We start from the raw sequence: 18,104 nt of genomic DNA, 5'->3' as shown, positions 1-18,104 counted from the left end.
CCATGCTCGACGCCGCGCTCGTTTGAAAGCGCGCGGGCGCCATTCGTTCCTGTGTGCGTGAACTGCGTCATGCGCACGACGCCTCGCGAAACAACTTTGCAGTCTGCGTAGAAGGCAGTCCGTCCGAGACGATGCCCGCGACGACTCTGTCCGGCTCGTCCTGTCCCCCTGTCCAATTCGCGCCGTCCCTTGCGCCGCGCGCCAGCCTGGGAGCCCTACATGGCAACGCTGTCCGATATCCGGCATATCGTCGTGCTGATGCTCGAAAACCGTTCGTTCGATAACGTGCTGGGCTACCTCTACACCGACGGACGCGACTTCAACGGCCTCGCCCACGCGCCCGGCACCGCCAACCCGGAGCCGGGCAACACGTCCATCGCGCCGTGGACAGCACCAGGCGACCCCGCCGCGATGTCGCTGCCCGCGCCGGACCCCGGCGAATCGTTCGTCGACATCACGCAGCAGCTCTACGGCAACGCTCCAGCCGGCGGCGTGCCACCCATGAACGGCTTCGCCGCGAATTACGTGGCGCACGGCGGCAACGCGCGCGACATCATGCATTGCTTCAGTCCGCAGGACTTGCCGGCGCTCACCACGCTCGCCAGAAGCTACGCGGTCTCCGACATGTGGTTCGCTTCCGCGCCGTGCCAGACGTGGCCGAACCGCTTCTTCGTCCACACGGGCACGGCGAACGGCTACGAGAACAACGACCTTGCCGGCTTCCCGTTTCCCATGCAGAGCATCTTCAACGAGTTGCAGGGCGCGCAGCAGAAGTGGCGCATCTACTTTCACGACTTCTCGCAAGCCGCGCTGTTGCAACGGCTGTGGCCGTACTTCACGAACTTTCGTCCGTTCGACGAGTTCCTGGAAGACGTCAATTCGAACGACATGCCCGCGTACTCGTTTCTCGAACCGCGCTACTTTCCGGGCCTCGACATGCCGTGCGACATGCATCCGCCGCACAACGTGGCCTACGGCGATGCGCTGGTGGCGCAGGTGTACAACGCGGTGCGCAACTCGCCGAACTGGGCCTCGACGATGCTCGTCATCACCTTCGACGAACACGGCGGCTGCTACGACCACGTGCCGCCGCCCGCCGCGGTACGCCCCGAAGCGCCGCGCCCGGGTCAGGTGTTCGGGTTCGACCGCTACGGCGTGCGCGTGCCTGCCGTGATCGTGTCGCCGTACACGAAGCCGCAAACCATCCTGCGCTCAGCAGGCCCGCAACCGTTCGATCACACGTCCATCATCCGCACCGTGCGCGCGTGCTTCGGCTTGCAGAATCCGCTGTCGGCACGCGAAGCCTCGGCGCCTGACCTGAGCGCGGCGCTGAACGACTCGCTTGACGTCAACCGCGCACCTGCGACTTTGCCGGTCACGACGCCCGCATCCGCCGCGAACGACCTGCAGGCCGCGCAAACCGCGCAGCCGACCGGCCTGCAGAAGCTGTTTCACCAGATCGCGGAAAAGCTCGATGCGCTGACGAAGCCCGACGTTTCCGTCGAGCAGCATCTGCAAACCGCAGTCCAGCAGACGGCGGCGCAACCGCCGTTCAATCCCGCGCAGTTCCCCGCCATCAACGCGGAGCAAGCCGGCGCCTACGCGCGAGGCGTGATGCAGGCGCTCGCGGCGGGTGGCGCGACGACGTCAAATAGCGCGAGCGGCGCGGCTGGCACGGCGGGGACAACCGGCACACCAGTCACGACACCGCCAGGCATCGCGCCGTCACGCCCCAACGGCGCGGGGCAACAGGACCCGTACGTCGGCGGCAGTTGAGCGGCAAGCACGCGGGCGGCCAAGCGCCCACCGGTCCTGGAAGCGAAAGGCTCCTCGCGAAAGCCGCGAACGAAAAGGCTCAAACCAACGCCGTCCATACCGCCACGCGGCCACCGGACCATGCGCCGCCGCGCGGCGCTGCCGCTCTCGCATGCCGCCGTGCCAAGCCACCCTGAGCGCGTGCTCCGCCATCTTTCTCTATCATCGTCGCGATGCCCCAACAGCGGCGGGGAGCGTCACCAGCGTGAACGGGCTCCGAGCCATGCCTCGCCGCGCCAACCGAGGAACTGCACGATGAACATCGATCTTTCCGGCAAGACCGCCATAGTCAGCGCATCCACCGCGGGCATCGGGCTCGCGATCGCTACGGGACTCGCGGAATCGGGCGCCGAAACCGTCATCAACGGACGCACTCAGGAATCCGTGGATCGCGCCATCGAAACCATCCGCAAAGCCGTGCCGCAGGCGAAGCTACGTGCCTTCGCCGGCGATCTCGGCACGCAAGCCGGCGCGGATGCGCTCGCGAAAGCCGTGCCCTCCGCCGATATCCTCGTGAACAATCTTGGCGTCTTCGGCCCGGGCGACATCTTCAGCACCGAAGACAGCGATTGGGAGCGCTATTTCCAGTACAACGTGATGTCCGGCGTGCGGCTCACGCGTCAGTATCTGAAGGGCATGGTGGATCGTCGCTGGGGGCGCGTGGTGTTCATTTCGTCGGAATCGGGGCTCAACATTCCGCCCGACATGCTGGCCTACGGCTTCAGCAAAACAGCGCAGCTCAGCATTGCGCGCGGCATCGCGAAGACCGTGGCAGGCAGCGGCGTGACGGTGAATTCGGTGCTGCCCGGTCCGACGCTCTCGGACGGCCTGCGCGCGATGGTGGCCGATACCGCGAAGAAGGAGGGCAAGAGCGTGGAGCAGGTGGCCAACGAATTCGTGCTCGCGCATCGCGGCAGCACGCTGCTCAAGCGCGTGGCCACCACCGAGGAGGTCGCCAACATGGTGGTGTACGTCTGCTCGCCGCAGGCGTCGGCCACGACCGGCGCGGCACTGCGCGTGGACGGCGGCGTGGTGGACACGATCGCCTGAGGTGGCCTGAAACCACCTGAGCGGCCATTCAGTTTCACACCAGACGCCTTCACGGCAAACGATCCACGATCGAACGGCGGACGGCGCACGCACGCCGTCCGCCGAGCTTGGCTCGTCCTCGCAGGCCTCGTCCACATCACGGCAGACCGCAAACGAGCCCGCGCCCACATCACGTCGCGTACTGCGCGATCCCGTTACCGAACGACCAGTTCTCCTTCAGCACCTCGACGAGGTTGATGAACACATCCTCGCGCCGCACGCCTGGATCGTTCGCCAGGTTCTCCACGATCTGCGCGTAGAGCGCCTTCTTCTGCGCCTCGTTGCGCGAATTGGTGACCGTGAGCTGGATCAGCACCAGATCATCAGTGCGGTCGATGCCGAGATAGTGCTTGCCGTAAAAGAAGCTGCCCTCGTCATGCTCGGTAATCGACATGAAGATATCGTCTTCCGGCACGTTGAAGGTGGCGACAAGCGCGCGCTGGACGCCCTGCGCCAGCGCCTTGCGATAAGGCGCCGGCTTGCCGGCGCGAATGGCGATGCGGGTGAACGGCATGATGGCCTCCTGTTGAAAGATCGGATGCTTCCCAGCTTAGGGGCGCACATCCATAATGAACAGGCATTGCTGCCTATTTCATCCATTTTCAACAGAAATGAAAGTTCTCGATCTCGATGCCGTGCGCGCCTTCGTGCTGGTGGCGGACCTGCGTAGCTTCACGCGCGCCGCCGATGCGCTCGACACCACGCAATCCGCTGTGAGTCTCAAGCTCAAACGGCTCGAGCGGCATCTCGGCAAGCAATTGCTGGAGCGCACGCCGCGTGTGGTGAAGCTGTCGCCTGAAGGCGGCGCGTTCCTCGCCGCCGCGCGCGACCTGCTTTCGGCGCACGAGCGGGCGCTGGGGTCGCTCGCTATCGAGCGGCGCAAGCTCACGCTGGGCCTTTCCGAACATGTCGCGGACGCCAACCTGCCGCATCTGCTCGCCCGGCTGAACACGCACGACCCGGGGCTCGTGCTGGAACTGCATATGGGCATGTCGGCGGGGTTGCTGGCGCGATTCGACGAGCGGCAACTGGACGCGGTCATCGTCCGTTACGAGCGCGATGAACCGCCACGCGACGACGCCGAGCCGCTATTCACGGAACCGATCGTCTGGCTCGGCGCGCCGGACTGGGCGCCGCGACCGGACGCGCCGCTGCCGCTCGCGCTGCTCACGGCGCCGTGTTCGGTACGGGCCGCGGCACTGCGCGCGCTGGACGGCGCGGGCGTGCCGTGGACCGAGACCTTCATTGGTGGAGGCGTGACCGCCATCGGCGCGGCCGTGGCGGCGGGGCTCGCCATCTCCCCGCTGGCAAGGCGCGTGGCGCCGCGCGGCCTGGTGGACGTCGGCGCCCGGCTCGGCCTGCCCGCCCTGCCGGATTCGCAGGTCACGCTGCATTCGCGGGTGCGCGACGAGCGGTCGATCGAAACGCTCAGGCTGATTGCGAACGGGCTGCAGAATGGGCTGCAAGGCGGTTAGTCGCCTGGGCGGTTAGTTGTTCGAGCGGTTAGTTGTTCGAGCGGTTAGTTGTTCGAGCGGTTAGTCGCCTGGGCGCTAGGCAGGTAATCAACGCGTTTGAACGCTTGAGGCCCGCCGGAAACGCGTCGTAACGCGCCCACGCGGTAACCCGGACCTCGGCTGGACTTCAGCTCAGGATAGGTGGCAGCTCACGCGTCTGCGGCTTGCCGGCGCCCTGTGCGTGGCTGGGCCGCGTCTGCACCACGAGTTTCGGCTTCCCGTGAGGAGCATGCTGCGAGTCCCGTTTAGCGCTGGTGCGCGCGGTCTTGCTCGCTGCGTGGTGCCCGTGGGGCGCGACGGAGGCGTGCCTCGACGCCGACCTCGTCTGCCCCAGAGCACGGAGACGACCGGCGTGTTTCTCGACATGCGACCCGCGCCCGTGCGCTGCGTGCGCAACCTGCGCCGCATGCGCATGCACGCCCGTATGCACCTTCACACGCACCTTCACACGCACCTTCACATGCCGCTGCGACACTGCCCGGCGACGCGCCGCGACAGGCCGCACCTGCGCCTCGTGCCGGCCTTGCCCCGCGCGCGCGGATGGCGCCTCCTGCGGATTCCAGGTCTCGATATAGCGCGGCGAAGCCGCCGCCCAAACGTTGCTCGTGCCGATCGCCCATACCGCCACGGCAATCGATGCCGCTACCACTGCTACTGCCGCCTTCACCACGCCTCCCGTTCCTTCCGATACCAACGCATACACACGCACACCAACCGCCACCACCCAAACGGCCGAATACCCATTTCGATGCCGGGCCGCGGATTATACCGAATATCTCTTTGCAACAATCCACAGGTGGACTATTATGCAAATACAGTTCAATTCAGGACTCTCCCGGAACTTCATCATGTCCAGAGCCGCTCATGTCACGCGTTCGGACCCGCCACCCGCTCGTGCCGGAACGCAGCCCTCGCTGACGGAAATGTCGGCGGCGGGCCTGCGCGCGTTTTTCAACATGGCCCGCGACTGGGATCTGTCCGCCGACGAGCAGATCGTCCTGCTCGGCTCGCCCGGCCGCTCCACCTTCTTCAAGTGGAAAGCGTCGCCGCAAACGGCACGGCTGGGCCGCGACACACTGGAACGTCTTTCGCTGCTGCTCGGCATCTACAAAGCCTTGCAGATCCTGTTGCCGCAGCCGGCCGCCGCAGACGCCTGGGTCAAGCGCCCCAACAGCGCCCCTCCGTTCGGCGGCCGGCGCGCGCTGGACCGCATGCTGGCCGGCAACGTGAGCGACCTCGTCGCCGTACGCGAATATCTCGATGCAATGCGAGGCGGATGGGCGTGACGGCACCGAACTGGCAAGACCGCTGGCCGGTTGCGTTGCTCGACTGGTCGCCCGCGTATCGCGTGATTCCCACGCGCTTTCCTGCCGTGAACCTGTTCGACCGCGTGGCCTCGCCCGAAGACTTCGAGGCGCTCTATGCGCTCGAAGCCATGACGAACGACCGCCTGCGCACCGAAATGGGCGAACTGGACCTGGTGCCGCGCGAGGAGCGTCGCTTCGGCCCCGGCTACGGGCCCATCATGGCGGCGTTCACGCATCTGAATCCGCTCGGCAGCCGGTTTTCCGACGGCAGCTACGGCGTGTTCTATTGCGCGAAACAGAAGGAAACGGCCATCGCCGAAACGCGCTATCACACGAGCCTGTTTCTGGCCGCTACCGCCGAGCCGCCCATGCGTCAGCAAATGCGGCTCTACACCGTGCTCGCACAAGGCCACGTCGTGGATCTGCGCAAGCACGAGGACGCAGGGCTCGACCCCGCCGTGCTCTCTCCGCACGACTACGCGGCCGGCCAGCAGCTGGGGCGAGCCGTGCGAGCGGCGGGCGCGCCGGGCATCGTGTATCCGTCGGTGCGGCATAGGGGTGGGGAATGCCTCGCCGCGTTACGCACCATGCTGCTGCGCGACTGTCATCACGCGGCGTATCTCGAATACAACTGGAACGGCAAGGCTGTGGACGTGGTGTTCGAACTGAACCAGGTGGGCTAAGAAAGCCAGAGGCCGCCGCGATTCGACCGAAAACCGCCTCAGGGCACACCGCGGCGCAGGCAGCCAGAACCATGAAGGCTCAAGGCAACGCCATTTCCGCCGCGCCTTCGGCGCGCGCCGCCTCGACAGTCACCGACCACCTATGCGCCGTGCGCGCCTGCACGACGGTGAGCTTGCCCCCAGGGCCGAAGGCGCCGGTATCGATGAACACCTGCGAGCCGATCTGATGGATCTGCCGCATCGGCGTGTGGCCGCAATACGTGAGCGAGAGCCCCGCCTGCCGATGCGATTCGCCCATCGACATCGCGAGCTCGCGGCCCCATAGCAGATGCTGCCGGGCGTCGTCGTCGAAATTGCCGGCATCGAGTGTGATGTCGTCGCCGAAGAACTCGGCGTGCAGCACGTTGAAACGGTCCGCGCCGCTGCCCACCACACGGGCGAGCGGCAAGGTGCGCAGCTTGCGCGCGTAGAGCTTGAGGCGCCCCTCGGGCACCGTCGCGCCCCACGCGCCGCCAATGCCGTACCAGTAATGCCGCGGCAGGCGGCCCTCGGCGACGGCGCACAACGTGTCCTCGTGATTGCCGAGCACCGCGTAGAACCAGGGTTTGTCGAGCAGCGCGAGCGCTTCTTCCGACTGGGTGCCGCGATCCACCAGATCGCCCACCGAAAAGAGCCGGTCACGCGCCGGGTCGAAGTCGATTTCGCGCAGCAGGAAGCGCAGCGCGTCCACACAGCCGTGCAGGTCGCCCACGACGAAGTCGCGGCCTGTGCGGTTGCGTTCGTGATGCTCGACGACAGGAACGAGGGTGGAGGTCATCTGCCAATGATAGTGCGCCGCCAATAACGCGTATGCGCGCTGACGATCTTTTCCCGCCACCTGTGCGGCGCGTTCGCGAGCCCGGAAAGCGCCTTGTTGGCCAAGGCTTCCCTACCCTGCCTGATACGTGCCCCCCCGAACGTCGCTCCGATGTGTCGCTCCGACGTGTCGCCCCGATACGCCGCCCAATGCATCGCCCAACGCACCGCACAAGTTAGAATCGCCGCGTCGCGTCCGCGCCCGGCACAGGTTGCGTTCGCTGAACCCCACACTCTGCTTTCAACGCACCCATGACCCTTTACCCTCAAGTGCTACGCAACCGTCCGCGTCTGGTTGCCGGCATCGTGGTCGGCCTCGTGATCGGCCTGTTCGTGCCCGGCACCGTACGGCCCATGATCCGACTGCTCGTGGGCTGGGACAGCGGCCTGTGGGTCTATCTCGCGCTCATCTGGACGCACATGGGTCTCGCCCATCACTCGCGCGTGCGCGAGATCGCCCAGCAGGACGACGAAAAAGCCAGCATCGTGCTTGCGGTCGTCTGCACGGCGACGGTGGCAAGCATCGCGGCCATCGTGCTCGAACTGGCTTCTGCGAAGAACCTCGGCACCGCATCCACCATCGAGCACTATCTGCTCACAGGCGCCACGCTGATCGGCGCGTGGTTTCTGATTCCCACCATCTTCACGCTGCACTACGCGCGGCTCTTCTACGGCTCCGATTCGCCGCAGCCGCCGCTCGCGTTTCCCGAAGACAACCCCGAGCCGGACTACTGGGACTTCCTGTACTTCTCGTTCACCATTGCCGTGGCTTCGCAGACGGCCGACATCGGTCTGCGCGGCAGCAGCATGCGCCGCGCCGTGCTCGCGCAGGCCTTGCTCTCGTTCTACTTCAACGTCGCCGTGCTCGGCCTGTGCGTGAACATCGCGGCCGGTCTGCTGGGCTCGTAAAGCGCGGCGACGCGTAACGGGTCACCAGCAGGCCACCAGCGGGTCACCGGCAGGTCACCGACAGATCACCGGCGTGGGCCGGCGGCCCGTGTAAAACGCGCCCTGGCTGCGCCAGTTTTACCGCGCGACGTTCGCTCACGCGCCTTCTTTCCGCTCCCATCCATTCCATCCCGGCCTTTGACGCCCCTTGCACGGCGAAGGCCACTCGCTCGTGCGTGGCTCCCGTGCCTCTGCGCGCGAATGCTTTGGCACGTCCCTTGCTGTCTCAACGCTGCCGAAGGAGCCCACCGGCAGCCGCAAATACGGTCGGAAATGCTCCGGCGACACGCCGTTGTATGAACTACATTTGACGAGTACGCGCACGGCCCCGGGCAGTGCGCGGGCTCGCCTCCCTGGAAGCCCAACAGGCGTTGTGATCGCACGCTGTGCATCCACACCGCACGAAGAAACTGGGATACGACCGATGGAATTTCCCCACGCCTATGCGCCGCGTATCTACTTCGCTCACTCCGTTCTTGTCGGGCCATTCGAAGCGTGGCCTGCCCAGTTCGCCCATGCCGCCGCGCTCGGGTTCGACCACGTCCTGATCGGCGGATTGTTCCAGCCAGGCCGGGCAGGACATGCGCTGATCGTCGGCGATCACGCGCGCCTTCATCCCGTTTTCGACACAGTGCAGCCCGCCACGGAAGCACTGCGCGAACTCGCCGATGCCGCAAGCGAACACGGCCTCACGCTGCTCGCCGATCTCGCGATCGATCGCGTGGCCGCAGACGGTGCGTTGTTCGCCGCTCACGCCGACTGGTTTCATCCCTTCGAGGCCGAGGAAGCGCGGCTCGACCCGCGTCACGGTCATCGCGACGACAACGTTGCCTACGCGAATTTCAGCGCGAGCACCGCGAGCGGCGAAGGTCCGCTCGTGGACTGGTGGACGCAGCAGTTGATCGCGCTGGGCGAAGCGGGCGTGGGCGGCTTTCGTTTCGACTCGCCGCATTGCGTGCCGGCTGCGGTGTGGCGGCGTCTGATCCGGCAAGCGCGTGCGCGCGTGCCGTCCATGCGTTTTCTCGCGGCCACACCAGGGCTTGCGCGTCATGACGTGGCCGCGCTGGAAGGCGTGGGTTTCGACAGCGTGTTTTCGTCGCTGCGCTGGTGGGACTATCGTTCGAGCTGGCTCACCGAAGAACACGCCGCGCTGCGCCGCGTCGCCGCGCCCATTGCGTTTCCCGAAGCACCGTACGGCACGCGCCTGCGCAACGACTTCGCGGATGCCGCGGACGCGAGCATCGTCGAGCGCGCGTATCGCCGCGCGCTGTACACGGCCGCATCGGTTGGCACGGGCTGGCTCATGCCGATGGGCTTCGAGTACGGCGTCGCCGAGCCCATCGCGTTCACACGCGGCAGCGCCGGCCACTTCGCACACGCGTGCACGAACGCACCGTTCGACCTCTCCACGCACGTGACGCACGCCAACGCCTTGCAGCGCGACACCCTGGCGCTGGATACGAGCGGCGAGCTACGCCTGTTGAGCAGCCCAGGTGCACCGGTCGCGGCGTTACTGCGCGGCGACCACGCCGACTTGCGAGACGCGCAGGAAGCGGTGCTGATCGTGGTGAATCCCGAACTGGCCGCGCCGGTCCACGCCGATCCCGCGCGCTTTCTGGATGGTGTGCCCGGCGCCTTCACGCGATTTCTTTCGCTCGACGCCGTGGCGTCGGCGCGTGGCGCATGCGCAGGCCAGCAGCCCGCCACCGACGCCGATACCGATACAACGGCCGTGCCCGAACAATCGACACGCGCATCGCAGTCGCAACGGCAATCGCAGTCCGCCACCGACGCGCCGCCCACGCACACCGCAATGCCGAACAAAGAGGCCGCAAACAAGGCCGCGGCAACAAGCAAAGCGTCGAAGACAAAGATCTCGGGCGCCAACGTCGCCAGCACCGCGCAGCTGTCGACGAAGACCAAGGCCAACGTCGAGGCGCCCCGCCAGGCCAACACCACCCCCATGCCGCAGCCGCTCGCCGCATTCACGCTCGCGGCCGGCGCATGCCGGTTGTTCGCCGCGGTGGCCGACCCGCCCGTGAATCTCGCGCCGCCGCTCGACAAGCCGAAGGACCGCAAGAGCGGCCACAAGACCGTGCTCGACGCCATCGCCGCGCCGCGCATCGCCATCGAAAGCGTGTCGCCCGCCGTGGATCACGGCCGCTTCGTCGCGAAGCGCGTGGTGGGCGAACGCGTCGAGGTGAAGGCCGCGATCTTCGCGGAAGGTCACGACCGTATCGCCGCCGCCGTCATCTGGCGCGCCGCCGACGAAACCGCCTGGCACGAAGCGCCCATGACCGCCGCCCAGCCCGCGGGCACGGACCTCTGGACCGCCCGCATTCCGCTTGAACGCGTAGGCCGTCACGAATTCACCGTGATCGCGTGGCGCGACGACTTCGCCTCGCTCGTCGACCATGTGCAGAAGAAGCTGAACGCGGGCCAGTCCATCGATCTCGAGTTGCAGGAAGGTGCGCATCTGCTCGCGCTCGTGCTGGCCGAAGCGGAGACGGCCGAAGGCGCGGACACCGCCGCACTCGAACGCATCGTCAAGCACTACGCGAAGGCGCATGGCGACGACCGCCGCGACCTGCTGCTCGCCCCCGTCACAGCAGCGGCCGTTGCGGCGGCGCGCCACCGGCCGTTCCTCTCGCGCGATCCGCTCGTCTATCGCATCGACGCCGAACGCGCCGAAGCCCGCTTTGCCAGCTGGTACGAGATCTTCCCGCGCTCCATGAGCGACGACGAATCGCGCCACGGTACCTTCGACGACGTCATCGCCAAGCTGCCGCGCATTCGCGACATGGGCTTCGACGTGCTGTACTTCCCGCCCATTCATCCCATTGGCCTTGCCAACCGCAAGGGCCGCAACAACACGCTCAACGCTGAGCCCGGCGACGTAGGCAGCCCTTACGCGATCGGCGCAGCGGAAGGCGGCCACACCGCCGTGCATCCGCAACTGGGCACGCTCGACGACTTTCGTCGCATGCTGGCCGCCGCGCACGCGCACGGCCTCGAAATCGCGCTGGATTTCGCGATTCAGTGCTCGCCGGATCACCCGTGGCTCGGGGAACATCCCACGTGGTTCGCGTGGCGCCCGGACGGCACGCTGCGCTACGCGGAAAATCCGCCGAAGAAGTACCAGGACATCGTGAACCCGGACTTCTACGCGCACGACGCGAAGCCCGACTTGTGGCTCGCGCTGCGCGACGTGATCCTGTTCTGGATCGACGCGGGCGTGCGCATCTTCCGCGTGGACAATCCGCACACGAAGCCGCTGCCGTTCTGGGAATGGATGATCGGCGACGTGCGCGCGCGTCACCCCGACGTGCTCTTTCTCTCCGAAGCGTTCACGCGCCCGCGCTTGATGTACCGGCTCGCGAAGATCGGTTTCTCGCAGTCGTACACGTACTTCACATGGCGCGAGTCGAAGCGCGACTTCACCGAATACCTCACCGAACTCACGCAGACCGAAGTGCGCGAATTCTTCCGGCCGAACTTCTTCGTCAACACGCCGGACATCAACCCACGGCATTTGCAGTCGTCGGGGCGCTCAGGCTTTCTGATTCGCGCGGCGCTGGCCGCCACGCTCTCGGGCCTGTGGGGCGTGTACAGCGGCTTCGAACTCTGCGAGTCGCGCGCGCTGCCCAACAGCGAGGAATATCTGGATTCCGAGAAGTACCAGCTGCGCGCGTGGGACTGGAACCGGCCCGGCAACATCGTGGCCGAAATCGCCGCGCTCAACCGTGTGCGCCGCGCCAATCCGGCGCTGCACACGCACCTGGGCATCACGTTCCTGCCCGCGCACAACGAGCACATTCTGTGTTTCGAGAAGGCCACCGAGGCACGCGACAACGTGATCGTCGTCGCGATCAACCTCGACCCGTTCAACGAGCAGGGCGCCGATTTCGAACTCTCGTGGCACACGTTCCACCACTGGCATCTGGACGATCACGCCCGCTTGAAGGTGGTGGAGGAAACGAGCGGCGAGCACTTCGAATGGCACGGACGCTGGCAGCACGTGAGGCTCGATCCCGGCAGGCGGCCCTTTGCGATCTGGCGCATCGAGCCGGCGCAAGGTTTGCCGCGCATCGAACCGGTCGAACCAGAAGCCGCCGACCTCACCCGCCACCCCGAACTCAGCCCGAATTTCCCGAACGAAGGTGCGACATGAAACGTGACGACACTCCTGCGGGTACGTTGCAGGTCCGCGCCGCCGGCGCCGTCGAAACGCAACCGCAGTCCGTGGCGGCAGAAGCGCGGCAAGCCGGCGCAAGCAAGGCGCGTCGCGGCCACCCCTCGCAGCTTTCCAACGACCCGCTCTGGTACAAGGACGCGGTGATCTACCAGGTGCACGTGAAGTCGTTCTTCGATTCGAACAACGACGGCGTGGGCGACTTCCCGGGGCTGCTCGCGAAGCTCGACTACATCGCGGGGCTGGGCGTCACCGCGATCTGGCTGCTGCCGTTCTACCCGTCGCCGCGCCGCGACGACGGCTACGACATCGCCGATTATCGCAACGTGCACCCGGACTACGGGCATCTCTCGGACGTGCGCCGCTTCATCCAGGAGGCACACGCGCGCGGCATTCGCGTCATTACGGAACTGGTCATCAATCACACCTCGGACCAGCATCCGTGGTTCCAGCGCGCGCGCCGCGCGCGGCCCGGCTCGAATCATCGCAACTACTACGTGTGGTCCGACAACGATACGAAGTACGCCGGCACGCGCATCATCTTCATCGACACCGAGCCCTCCAACTGGACGCACGACCCGGTGGCCGGCGCCTACTACTGGCACCGCTTCTACTCGCATCAGCCCGACCTCAATTTCGACAATCCGGCCGTGATGCGCGAAGTGCTGCAGATCATGCGCTTCTGGCTCGACATGGGTATCGACGGGCTGCGGCTCGACGCCGTGCCGTATCTCGTGGAACGCGAAGGCACCACCAACGAGAACCTGCCGGAAACGCATGCCATCCTGAAGAAGATTCGCGCGACCATCGACGCCGAATACCCCAACCGCATGCTGCTCGCCGAGGCGAACCAGTGGCCGGAAGACGTGCAGGAGTATTTCGGCAACGAAGACGAATGCCACATGGCGTTCCACTTCCCGCTCATGCCGCGCATCTACATGGCGATTGCGAGCGAAGACCGCTTCCCGATCATCGACATCATGAAGCAGACGCCGGATCTGCTGCCCACCTGCCAGTGGGCCATTTTCCTGCGCAATCACGACGAACTCACGCTGGAGATGGTCACCGACTCCGAGCGCGACTATCTCTGGAACACCTACGCGAGCGACCGCCGCGCGCGCCTGAACCTCGGCATTCGCAGGCGGCTTGCGCCGCTCATGGAGCGCGACCGCCGCCGCATCGAACTCATCAATTCGCTGCTGTTTTCCATGCCCGGCACGCCCGTCATCTACTACGGCGACGAACTGGGCATGGGCGACAACATCCACCTGGGCGACCGCGACGGCGTGCGCACGCCGATGCAATGGTCGTCCGACCGTAACGGCGGATTCTCGCGCGCCGACCCCGAACAACTGGTACTGCCGCCCGTAATGGGCTCGCTCTACGGCTTCGACGCCGTGAACGTGGAAGCGCAGAGCCGCGACCCGCATTCGCTGCTCAACTGGACGCGCCGCATGCTCGCCACGCGCCGCGCGAAGCAGGCGTTCGGGCGCGGCACGCTGCGCTTTCTGCGCCCGAACAACCGCAAGATCCTCGCGTACCTGCGCGAGATGCCGGACGAGCCGCCCATCCTGTGCGTGGCCAACCTTTCGCGTGCACCGCAGGCCGTGGAACTCGACCTCTCCGAGTTCTCCGGCATGGTGCCCATCGAAATGACCGCCGATTCGGTGTTTCCGGCCATCGGTCAGTTGCCATATCTGCTGACCTTCCCGCCCTACGGCTTCCTGTGGTTCCAGCTCTGCACGGGCGACCAGCGGCCCGCGTGGAGCCAGCCCATGTCGGAACAGTTGCCCGAATTCGTCACCGTGGTGATTCGCGAAGGTCAGACCGGCGCGACGCCCGAAAACATCCGGCTGCTCGAATCCGAAGTGCTGCCGTCGTGGCTCTCGCGGCGCCGCTGGTTCGCGTCGAAAGACCAGAAGCTGCGCGGCGTGCGCCTCGCCGCGCTCACCACGATTCCCGAAGGCGGCTTCGCGTTCACGGAGATCGAAGCGGACCTCGGCGACCACACCGAGCGCTACGTGCTGCCCATCGCCATCACCTGGGGCATGGACACCACCACGCCGCTGCACATCCAGTTGGCGCTCGCGCGCGTGCGCCGCGGGCGGACCATCGGCCATCTCACGGACGCGTTCGCGCTGCCGCTCTTCGCGCACGGCGTGCTGCGCAAACTGCGCCAGCACGCGGTCGTGCCCACGGTGCAGAAGAGCGAAATCCGCTTCGTTCCGAGCGAGCGCTTCAGCGAACTCGACGCGCTGGGCGAGATGCCCGAGGTGCGCTGGCTCGCCGCGGAGCAAAGCAACAGCTCGCTCGTGATTGCGGACACCGCCGTGCTCAAACTCGTGCGGCGCCTGATGCCGGGCGTGCACCCCGAAGCGGAGATGAGCCGCTACCTCACGCACGTGGGCTACGCGAACACGCCGCCGCTCTATGGCGAGGTGGTGCGCGTGGACCCGCAGGGCGTGCCGCATACGCTCGCCATCCTGCAGGGCTATATCGACAATCAGGGCGACGCGTGGAACTGGGCGCTCGACTACCTGCGCCGCACCATCGACGAACTCGCGCTCGCCGCAGCCAACGGCAGTGACGGCGAGCCCATTACGGGTACCCAGGACGAAGCGATCGAAGGCTACCGCGCGTTTGCGGGCGCTATCGGCAAGCGTCTGGGCGAGTTGCACGTCGCGCTGGCCGCGCCCACCGACGACCCCGCCTTCGCGCCCGAGCCCGCGAAGCCCGAACACATCGCCGCGTGGATAGAAGACACGCAGACCATGCTGGCGGGCGCGCTCGATGTGCTCGCCCAGCAACTCGGCCCGAACGGCACGCTTTCGCCCGACACGCGCGAAATCGCGCAAAGCCTCATGGACCGCCGCGCGGCACTCACCGAGGCCGTCGCCAACCTGGTGCCGCTCGACGCCGTGGCATGGCGCACGCGCATTCACGGCGACTTCCACCTGGGCCAGGTGCTGGTGGCCCAGGGCGATGCGTGGCTGATCGACTTCGAGGGCGAGCCGGCGCGCCCGCTCGAAGAACGGCGCGACAAATCGAGTCCGCTGCGCGACGTGGCGGGGCTGTTGCGCTCGTTCTCGTATGCGAGCGCGGCGGCGCAACCCACTACGGAAAGCGCGCCGCAACAGACTGCCGACCGCAAACGCGCGCTCTTCGAACGATTCCGCGGCTACGCCATGGAGAGCTTCCTCAGCCACTATCGCGCGGCAGTGGCAGAGTCGCGCATTCCGCTCGTTTCCGCAGCGCACGAGCAGCCGCTGCTGGACCTGTTCCTGATCGGCAAGGCGGCCTACGAGATTCGCTACGAGGCGGCCAACCGTCCCACGTGGATCGGCCTGCCGGTACGCGGGCTCGCCGCCATTGCGAGCCGCGTGCTAGGCGATACGGGGGCGGCAGGCGATGCCTCCTCGTCTGGCGTCGTCACGCCGGTCACGCCCAGCGGAGGCGATCATGAGTGAACGCGATCCCTCTGCCGGCCTGCACGCGGTAGATGTCGAAGCGATTGTCGACGCCCGCCATCCCGATCCGTTCTCGCAACTCGGCCTGCACTGGACCGACAACGGTCCCGCCGTGCGTGCGATGCTGCCCAACGCGGCGCGCGTCACGGTGATTGCGCGCGCCGACGGCCGCGTGATCGGCGAACTCGCGCCGCTTCATCCGAACGGCCTCTTCGCAGGCTTCGTGGAAGAAGCCGTGCCGTACCGGCTGCGTATCGACTGGCACGGCGTCGAGCAGGAAATCGAAGACACGTACTCGTTCGGCCCGATACTCGGCGACGAACCCTTGCAGCGGCTCGCGCACGGCGACCCGTATGCGGTGCTCGAATGCCTGGGCGCGCGTCCCATGGAAATCGACGGCGTGCCGGGCGTGCGCTTCGCGGTGTGGGCGCCGAACGCGCGGCGCGTTTCCGTGGTGGGCGACTTCAACTCGTGGGACGGGCGCCGCCACCCCATGCGGCTGCGGCACAACGCGGGCGTCTGGGAACTGTTCGTGCCGCGCGTCGCGGCCGGTGCGCGCTACAAGTACGAGCTGCTCTCGCGCGAAGGCTATCCGCTGCCGCTCAAGGCCGACCCGTGCGCCATGCAGACCGAACGGCCGCCCGCCACGGGTTCGGTAGTGGCGAAGGTGGACGAGATCGACGGCTTTGCCTGGACCGATCATGAATGGATGCAGTCGCGCGGCGCGCGGCAGAACGCGCAGCAGCCGTTGACCATCTACGAGGTCCATCCCGAATCGTGGCTGCGCGTGAACGAGGAAGACCGGCGCGGGCTCACGTGGCCCGAGCTTGCGGAGCGGCTCATTCCGTACGCGAAGAGCATGGGCTTCACGCACATCGAATTCCTGCCCATTGCCGAGCATCCGTTCGGCGGGTCCTGGGGCTATCAACCGCTTTCGCAGTTCGCGCCTTCCGCGCGGTTCGGCTCGCCGGAGCAGTTCGCGGCCTTCGTGAATCTCGCTCACGAAGAAGGGCTCGGCGTGATTCTCGACTGGGTGCCCGCGCATTTTCCGAACGACCCGCACGGCCTCGTCTCGTTCGACGGCACGCCGCTCTACGAGCACGCCGATCCGCGCGAGGGCTATCACCAGGACTGGAACACGATGATCTACAACCTCGGCCGCAACGAGGTCAGTGCGCACCTGGTGGCGTCGGCGCTCGCGTGGCTCAAGCGCTATCACGTGGACGGGCTGCGCGTGGACGCGGTGGCGTCCATGCTCTATCGCGACTACTCGCGTGCAGCGGACCAGTGGGTCCCGAACATCTATGGTGGGCGCGAGAACCTGGAGTCCATCGCGTTTCTCAAGCGGCTCAACCACGAGGTGCGCTACGTGCCGGGCGCGCCCGGCGCGATTACGGTGGCGGAGGAATCCACGGCGTGGCCGGGCGTCACGTCGCGCATCGAAGACGGCGGCCTCGGCTTCGACTTCAAATGGAACATGGGCTGGATGCACGACACGCTCCACTACATGCACGAAGACCCGGTGTACCGGCGCTACCACCATCACAACATGACCTTCGGCATGGTCTACGCGTATTCGGAGCGCTTCGTGCTGCCGCTTTCGCACGACGAGGTGGTGCACGGCAAAGGGTCGCTGCTCGGGAAGATGCCGGGGGACCGCTGGCAGCGCTTCGCGAATCTGCGCGCGTATTTCGGTTTCATGTGGACGCATCCCGGCAAGAAGCTGCTCTTCATGGGCGGCGAGTTCGCGCAGATGGCCGAGTTCGATCACGACGGCTCGCCGCACTGGCATCTGCTCGACGACCCGCTGCATCGCGGCGTGCAGAAGCTCGTGCGCGACCTCAACCACCTTTATCACGACGAGCCGGCGCTCTACGCACTGGATAGCGACCCGGGCGGCTTCGAATGGATCATCGGCGACGACACGGCAAACAGCGTGTTCGCCTGGCGCCGCGTGGACGGCGCGGGCCGCGAGATCGTGACCGTCTGCAACTTCACGCCGGTGCCGCGCGAGGGCTACCGCGTGGGCCTGCCGCGCGCGGGCCACTGGGCCGAAGTGCTCAACACCGACGCGGCCCTGTACGGCGGATCGAACATGGGCAATGCCGGGCTCGTGGTCACGCAGGACATTGCGAGCCACGGCAAGCCGCAGTCCGCCGCGCTCGTTCTGCCGCCGCTCGCCACCATCGTGTTGCGTGCACAGCCGTGAAGGCGGGCTTTTCTGAACACAGAAC

Annotated in this window: 12 protein-coding genes; 9 read left to right on the top strand and 3 right to left on the bottom strand. The window is 66.6% G+C overall.

The genetic code is table 11. The annotated features are described in order from the left end of the window. The first annotated feature begins 219 nt into the window (after positions 1-219). Together P2869_RS18390 and P2869_RS18385 are read left to right on the top strand one after the other, a co-directional pair. Positions 220-1,776 carry an alkaline phosphatase family protein gene (locus P2869_RS18390; RefSeq protein ID WP_277599098.1) on the top strand — a complete coding sequence of 519 codons (1,557 nt, stop codon included), beginning with the start codon at positions 220-222 and terminating at the stop codon, positions 1,774-1,776. Positions 1,777-2,070: 294 nt separating this feature from the next. Further along, positions 2,071-2,865 carry an SDR family oxidoreductase gene (locus P2869_RS18385; RefSeq protein ID WP_017773284.1) on the top strand — a complete coding sequence of 265 codons (795 nt, stop codon included), beginning with the start codon at positions 2,071-2,073 and terminating at the stop codon, positions 2,863-2,865. 169 nt (positions 2,866-3,034) lie between these two features. On the opposite strand, the gene P2869_RS18380 is transcribed toward P2869_RS18385, so the two are convergent. Further along, complete coding sequence (locus tag P2869_RS18380; protein WP_126879277.1) at positions 3,035-3,418, bottom strand: tautomerase family protein; 384 nt, start codon at positions 3,416-3,418, stop codon at positions 3,035-3,037. A 97-nt stretch (positions 3,419-3,515) separates the two neighbouring features. Here P2869_RS18380 and P2869_RS18375 point away from each other — a divergent pair, with 97 nt between their 5' ends. Then, complete coding sequence (locus tag P2869_RS18375) at positions 3,516-4,379, top strand: LysR substrate-binding domain-containing protein (RefSeq protein ID WP_277599097.1); 864 nt, start codon at positions 3,516-3,518, stop codon at positions 4,377-4,379. Between the two features lie 166 nt (positions 4,380-4,545). Here the strand turns inward: P2869_RS18375 and P2869_RS18370 are convergent, their stop codons facing one another. Beyond that, a complete protein-coding gene (locus P2869_RS18370) occupies positions 4,546-5,088 on the bottom strand; it encodes a hypothetical protein (RefSeq protein ID WP_277599096.1) in 543 nt (180 codons plus the stop codon). Positions 5,089-5,266: 178 nt separating this feature from the next. Here P2869_RS18370 and P2869_RS18365 point away from each other — a divergent pair, with 178 nt between their 5' ends. Together P2869_RS18365 and P2869_RS18360 are read left to right on the top strand one after the other, a co-directional pair. Next, the gene (locus P2869_RS18365; RefSeq protein WP_277599095.1) at positions 5,267-5,704 is read left to right on the top strand and encodes an MbcA/ParS/Xre antitoxin family protein; all 438 of its coding nucleotides are present in this window, start codon (positions 5,267-5,269) and stop codon (positions 5,702-5,704) included. Further along, entirely contained in the window at positions 5,701-6,408 is a 708-nt protein-coding gene (locus tag P2869_RS18360) for an RES family NAD+ phosphorylase (RefSeq protein ID WP_026121138.1), read from the top strand. Before P2869_RS18365 ends, P2869_RS18360 begins: the two co-directional genes overlap by 4 nt. 79 nt (positions 6,409-6,487) lie before the next feature. On the opposite strand, the gene P2869_RS18355 is transcribed toward P2869_RS18360, so the two are convergent. Then, positions 6,488-7,225 carry a metallophosphoesterase gene (locus P2869_RS18355; protein ID WP_277599094.1) on the bottom strand — a complete coding sequence of 246 codons (738 nt, stop codon included), beginning with the start codon at positions 7,223-7,225 and terminating at the stop codon, positions 6,488-6,490. A gap of 290 nt (positions 7,226-7,515) precedes the next feature. On the opposite strand from P2869_RS18355, the gene P2869_RS18350 reads away from it, so the two are divergent. The 4 genes from P2869_RS18350 (at position 7,516) to glgB (ending at position 18,079) form a co-directional block, all read left to right on the top strand. Further along, on the top strand, positions 7,516-8,172 hold the full coding sequence (locus P2869_RS18350; protein ID WP_277599093.1) for a DUF1345 domain-containing protein: 657 nt from the start codon (positions 7,516-7,518) through the stop codon (positions 8,170-8,172). A 463-nt stretch (positions 8,173-8,635) separates the two neighbouring features. Beyond that, positions 8,636-12,382, top strand: coding sequence for a maltotransferase domain-containing protein (locus P2869_RS18345; RefSeq protein WP_277599092.1), 3,747 nt, complete (start codon positions 8,636-8,638; stop codon positions 12,380-12,382). Next, complete coding sequence (treS, locus tag P2869_RS18340) at positions 12,379-15,870, top strand: maltose alpha-D-glucosyltransferase (RefSeq protein WP_277599091.1); 3,492 nt, start codon at positions 12,379-12,381, stop codon at positions 15,868-15,870. The genes P2869_RS18345 and treS overlap by 4 nt, the downstream gene beginning before the upstream one ends. Further along, complete coding sequence (glgB, locus tag P2869_RS18335; protein WP_277599090.1) at positions 15,863-18,079, top strand: 1,4-alpha-glucan branching protein GlgB; 2,217 nt, start codon at positions 15,863-15,865, stop codon at positions 18,077-18,079. Before treS ends, glgB begins: the two co-directional genes overlap by 8 nt. Positions 18,080-18,104: the final 25 nt, after the last annotated feature.

The organism is Paraburkholderia sp. SUR17 (assembly GCF_029536165.1).
GTDB lineage: Bacteria > Pseudomonadota > Gammaproteobacteria > Burkholderiales > Burkholderiaceae > Paraburkholderia > Paraburkholderia kururiensis.
The sequence above is the reverse complement of the archived record's forward strand: the minus strand, read 5'-3'. Positions and strand labels throughout refer to the sequence as shown.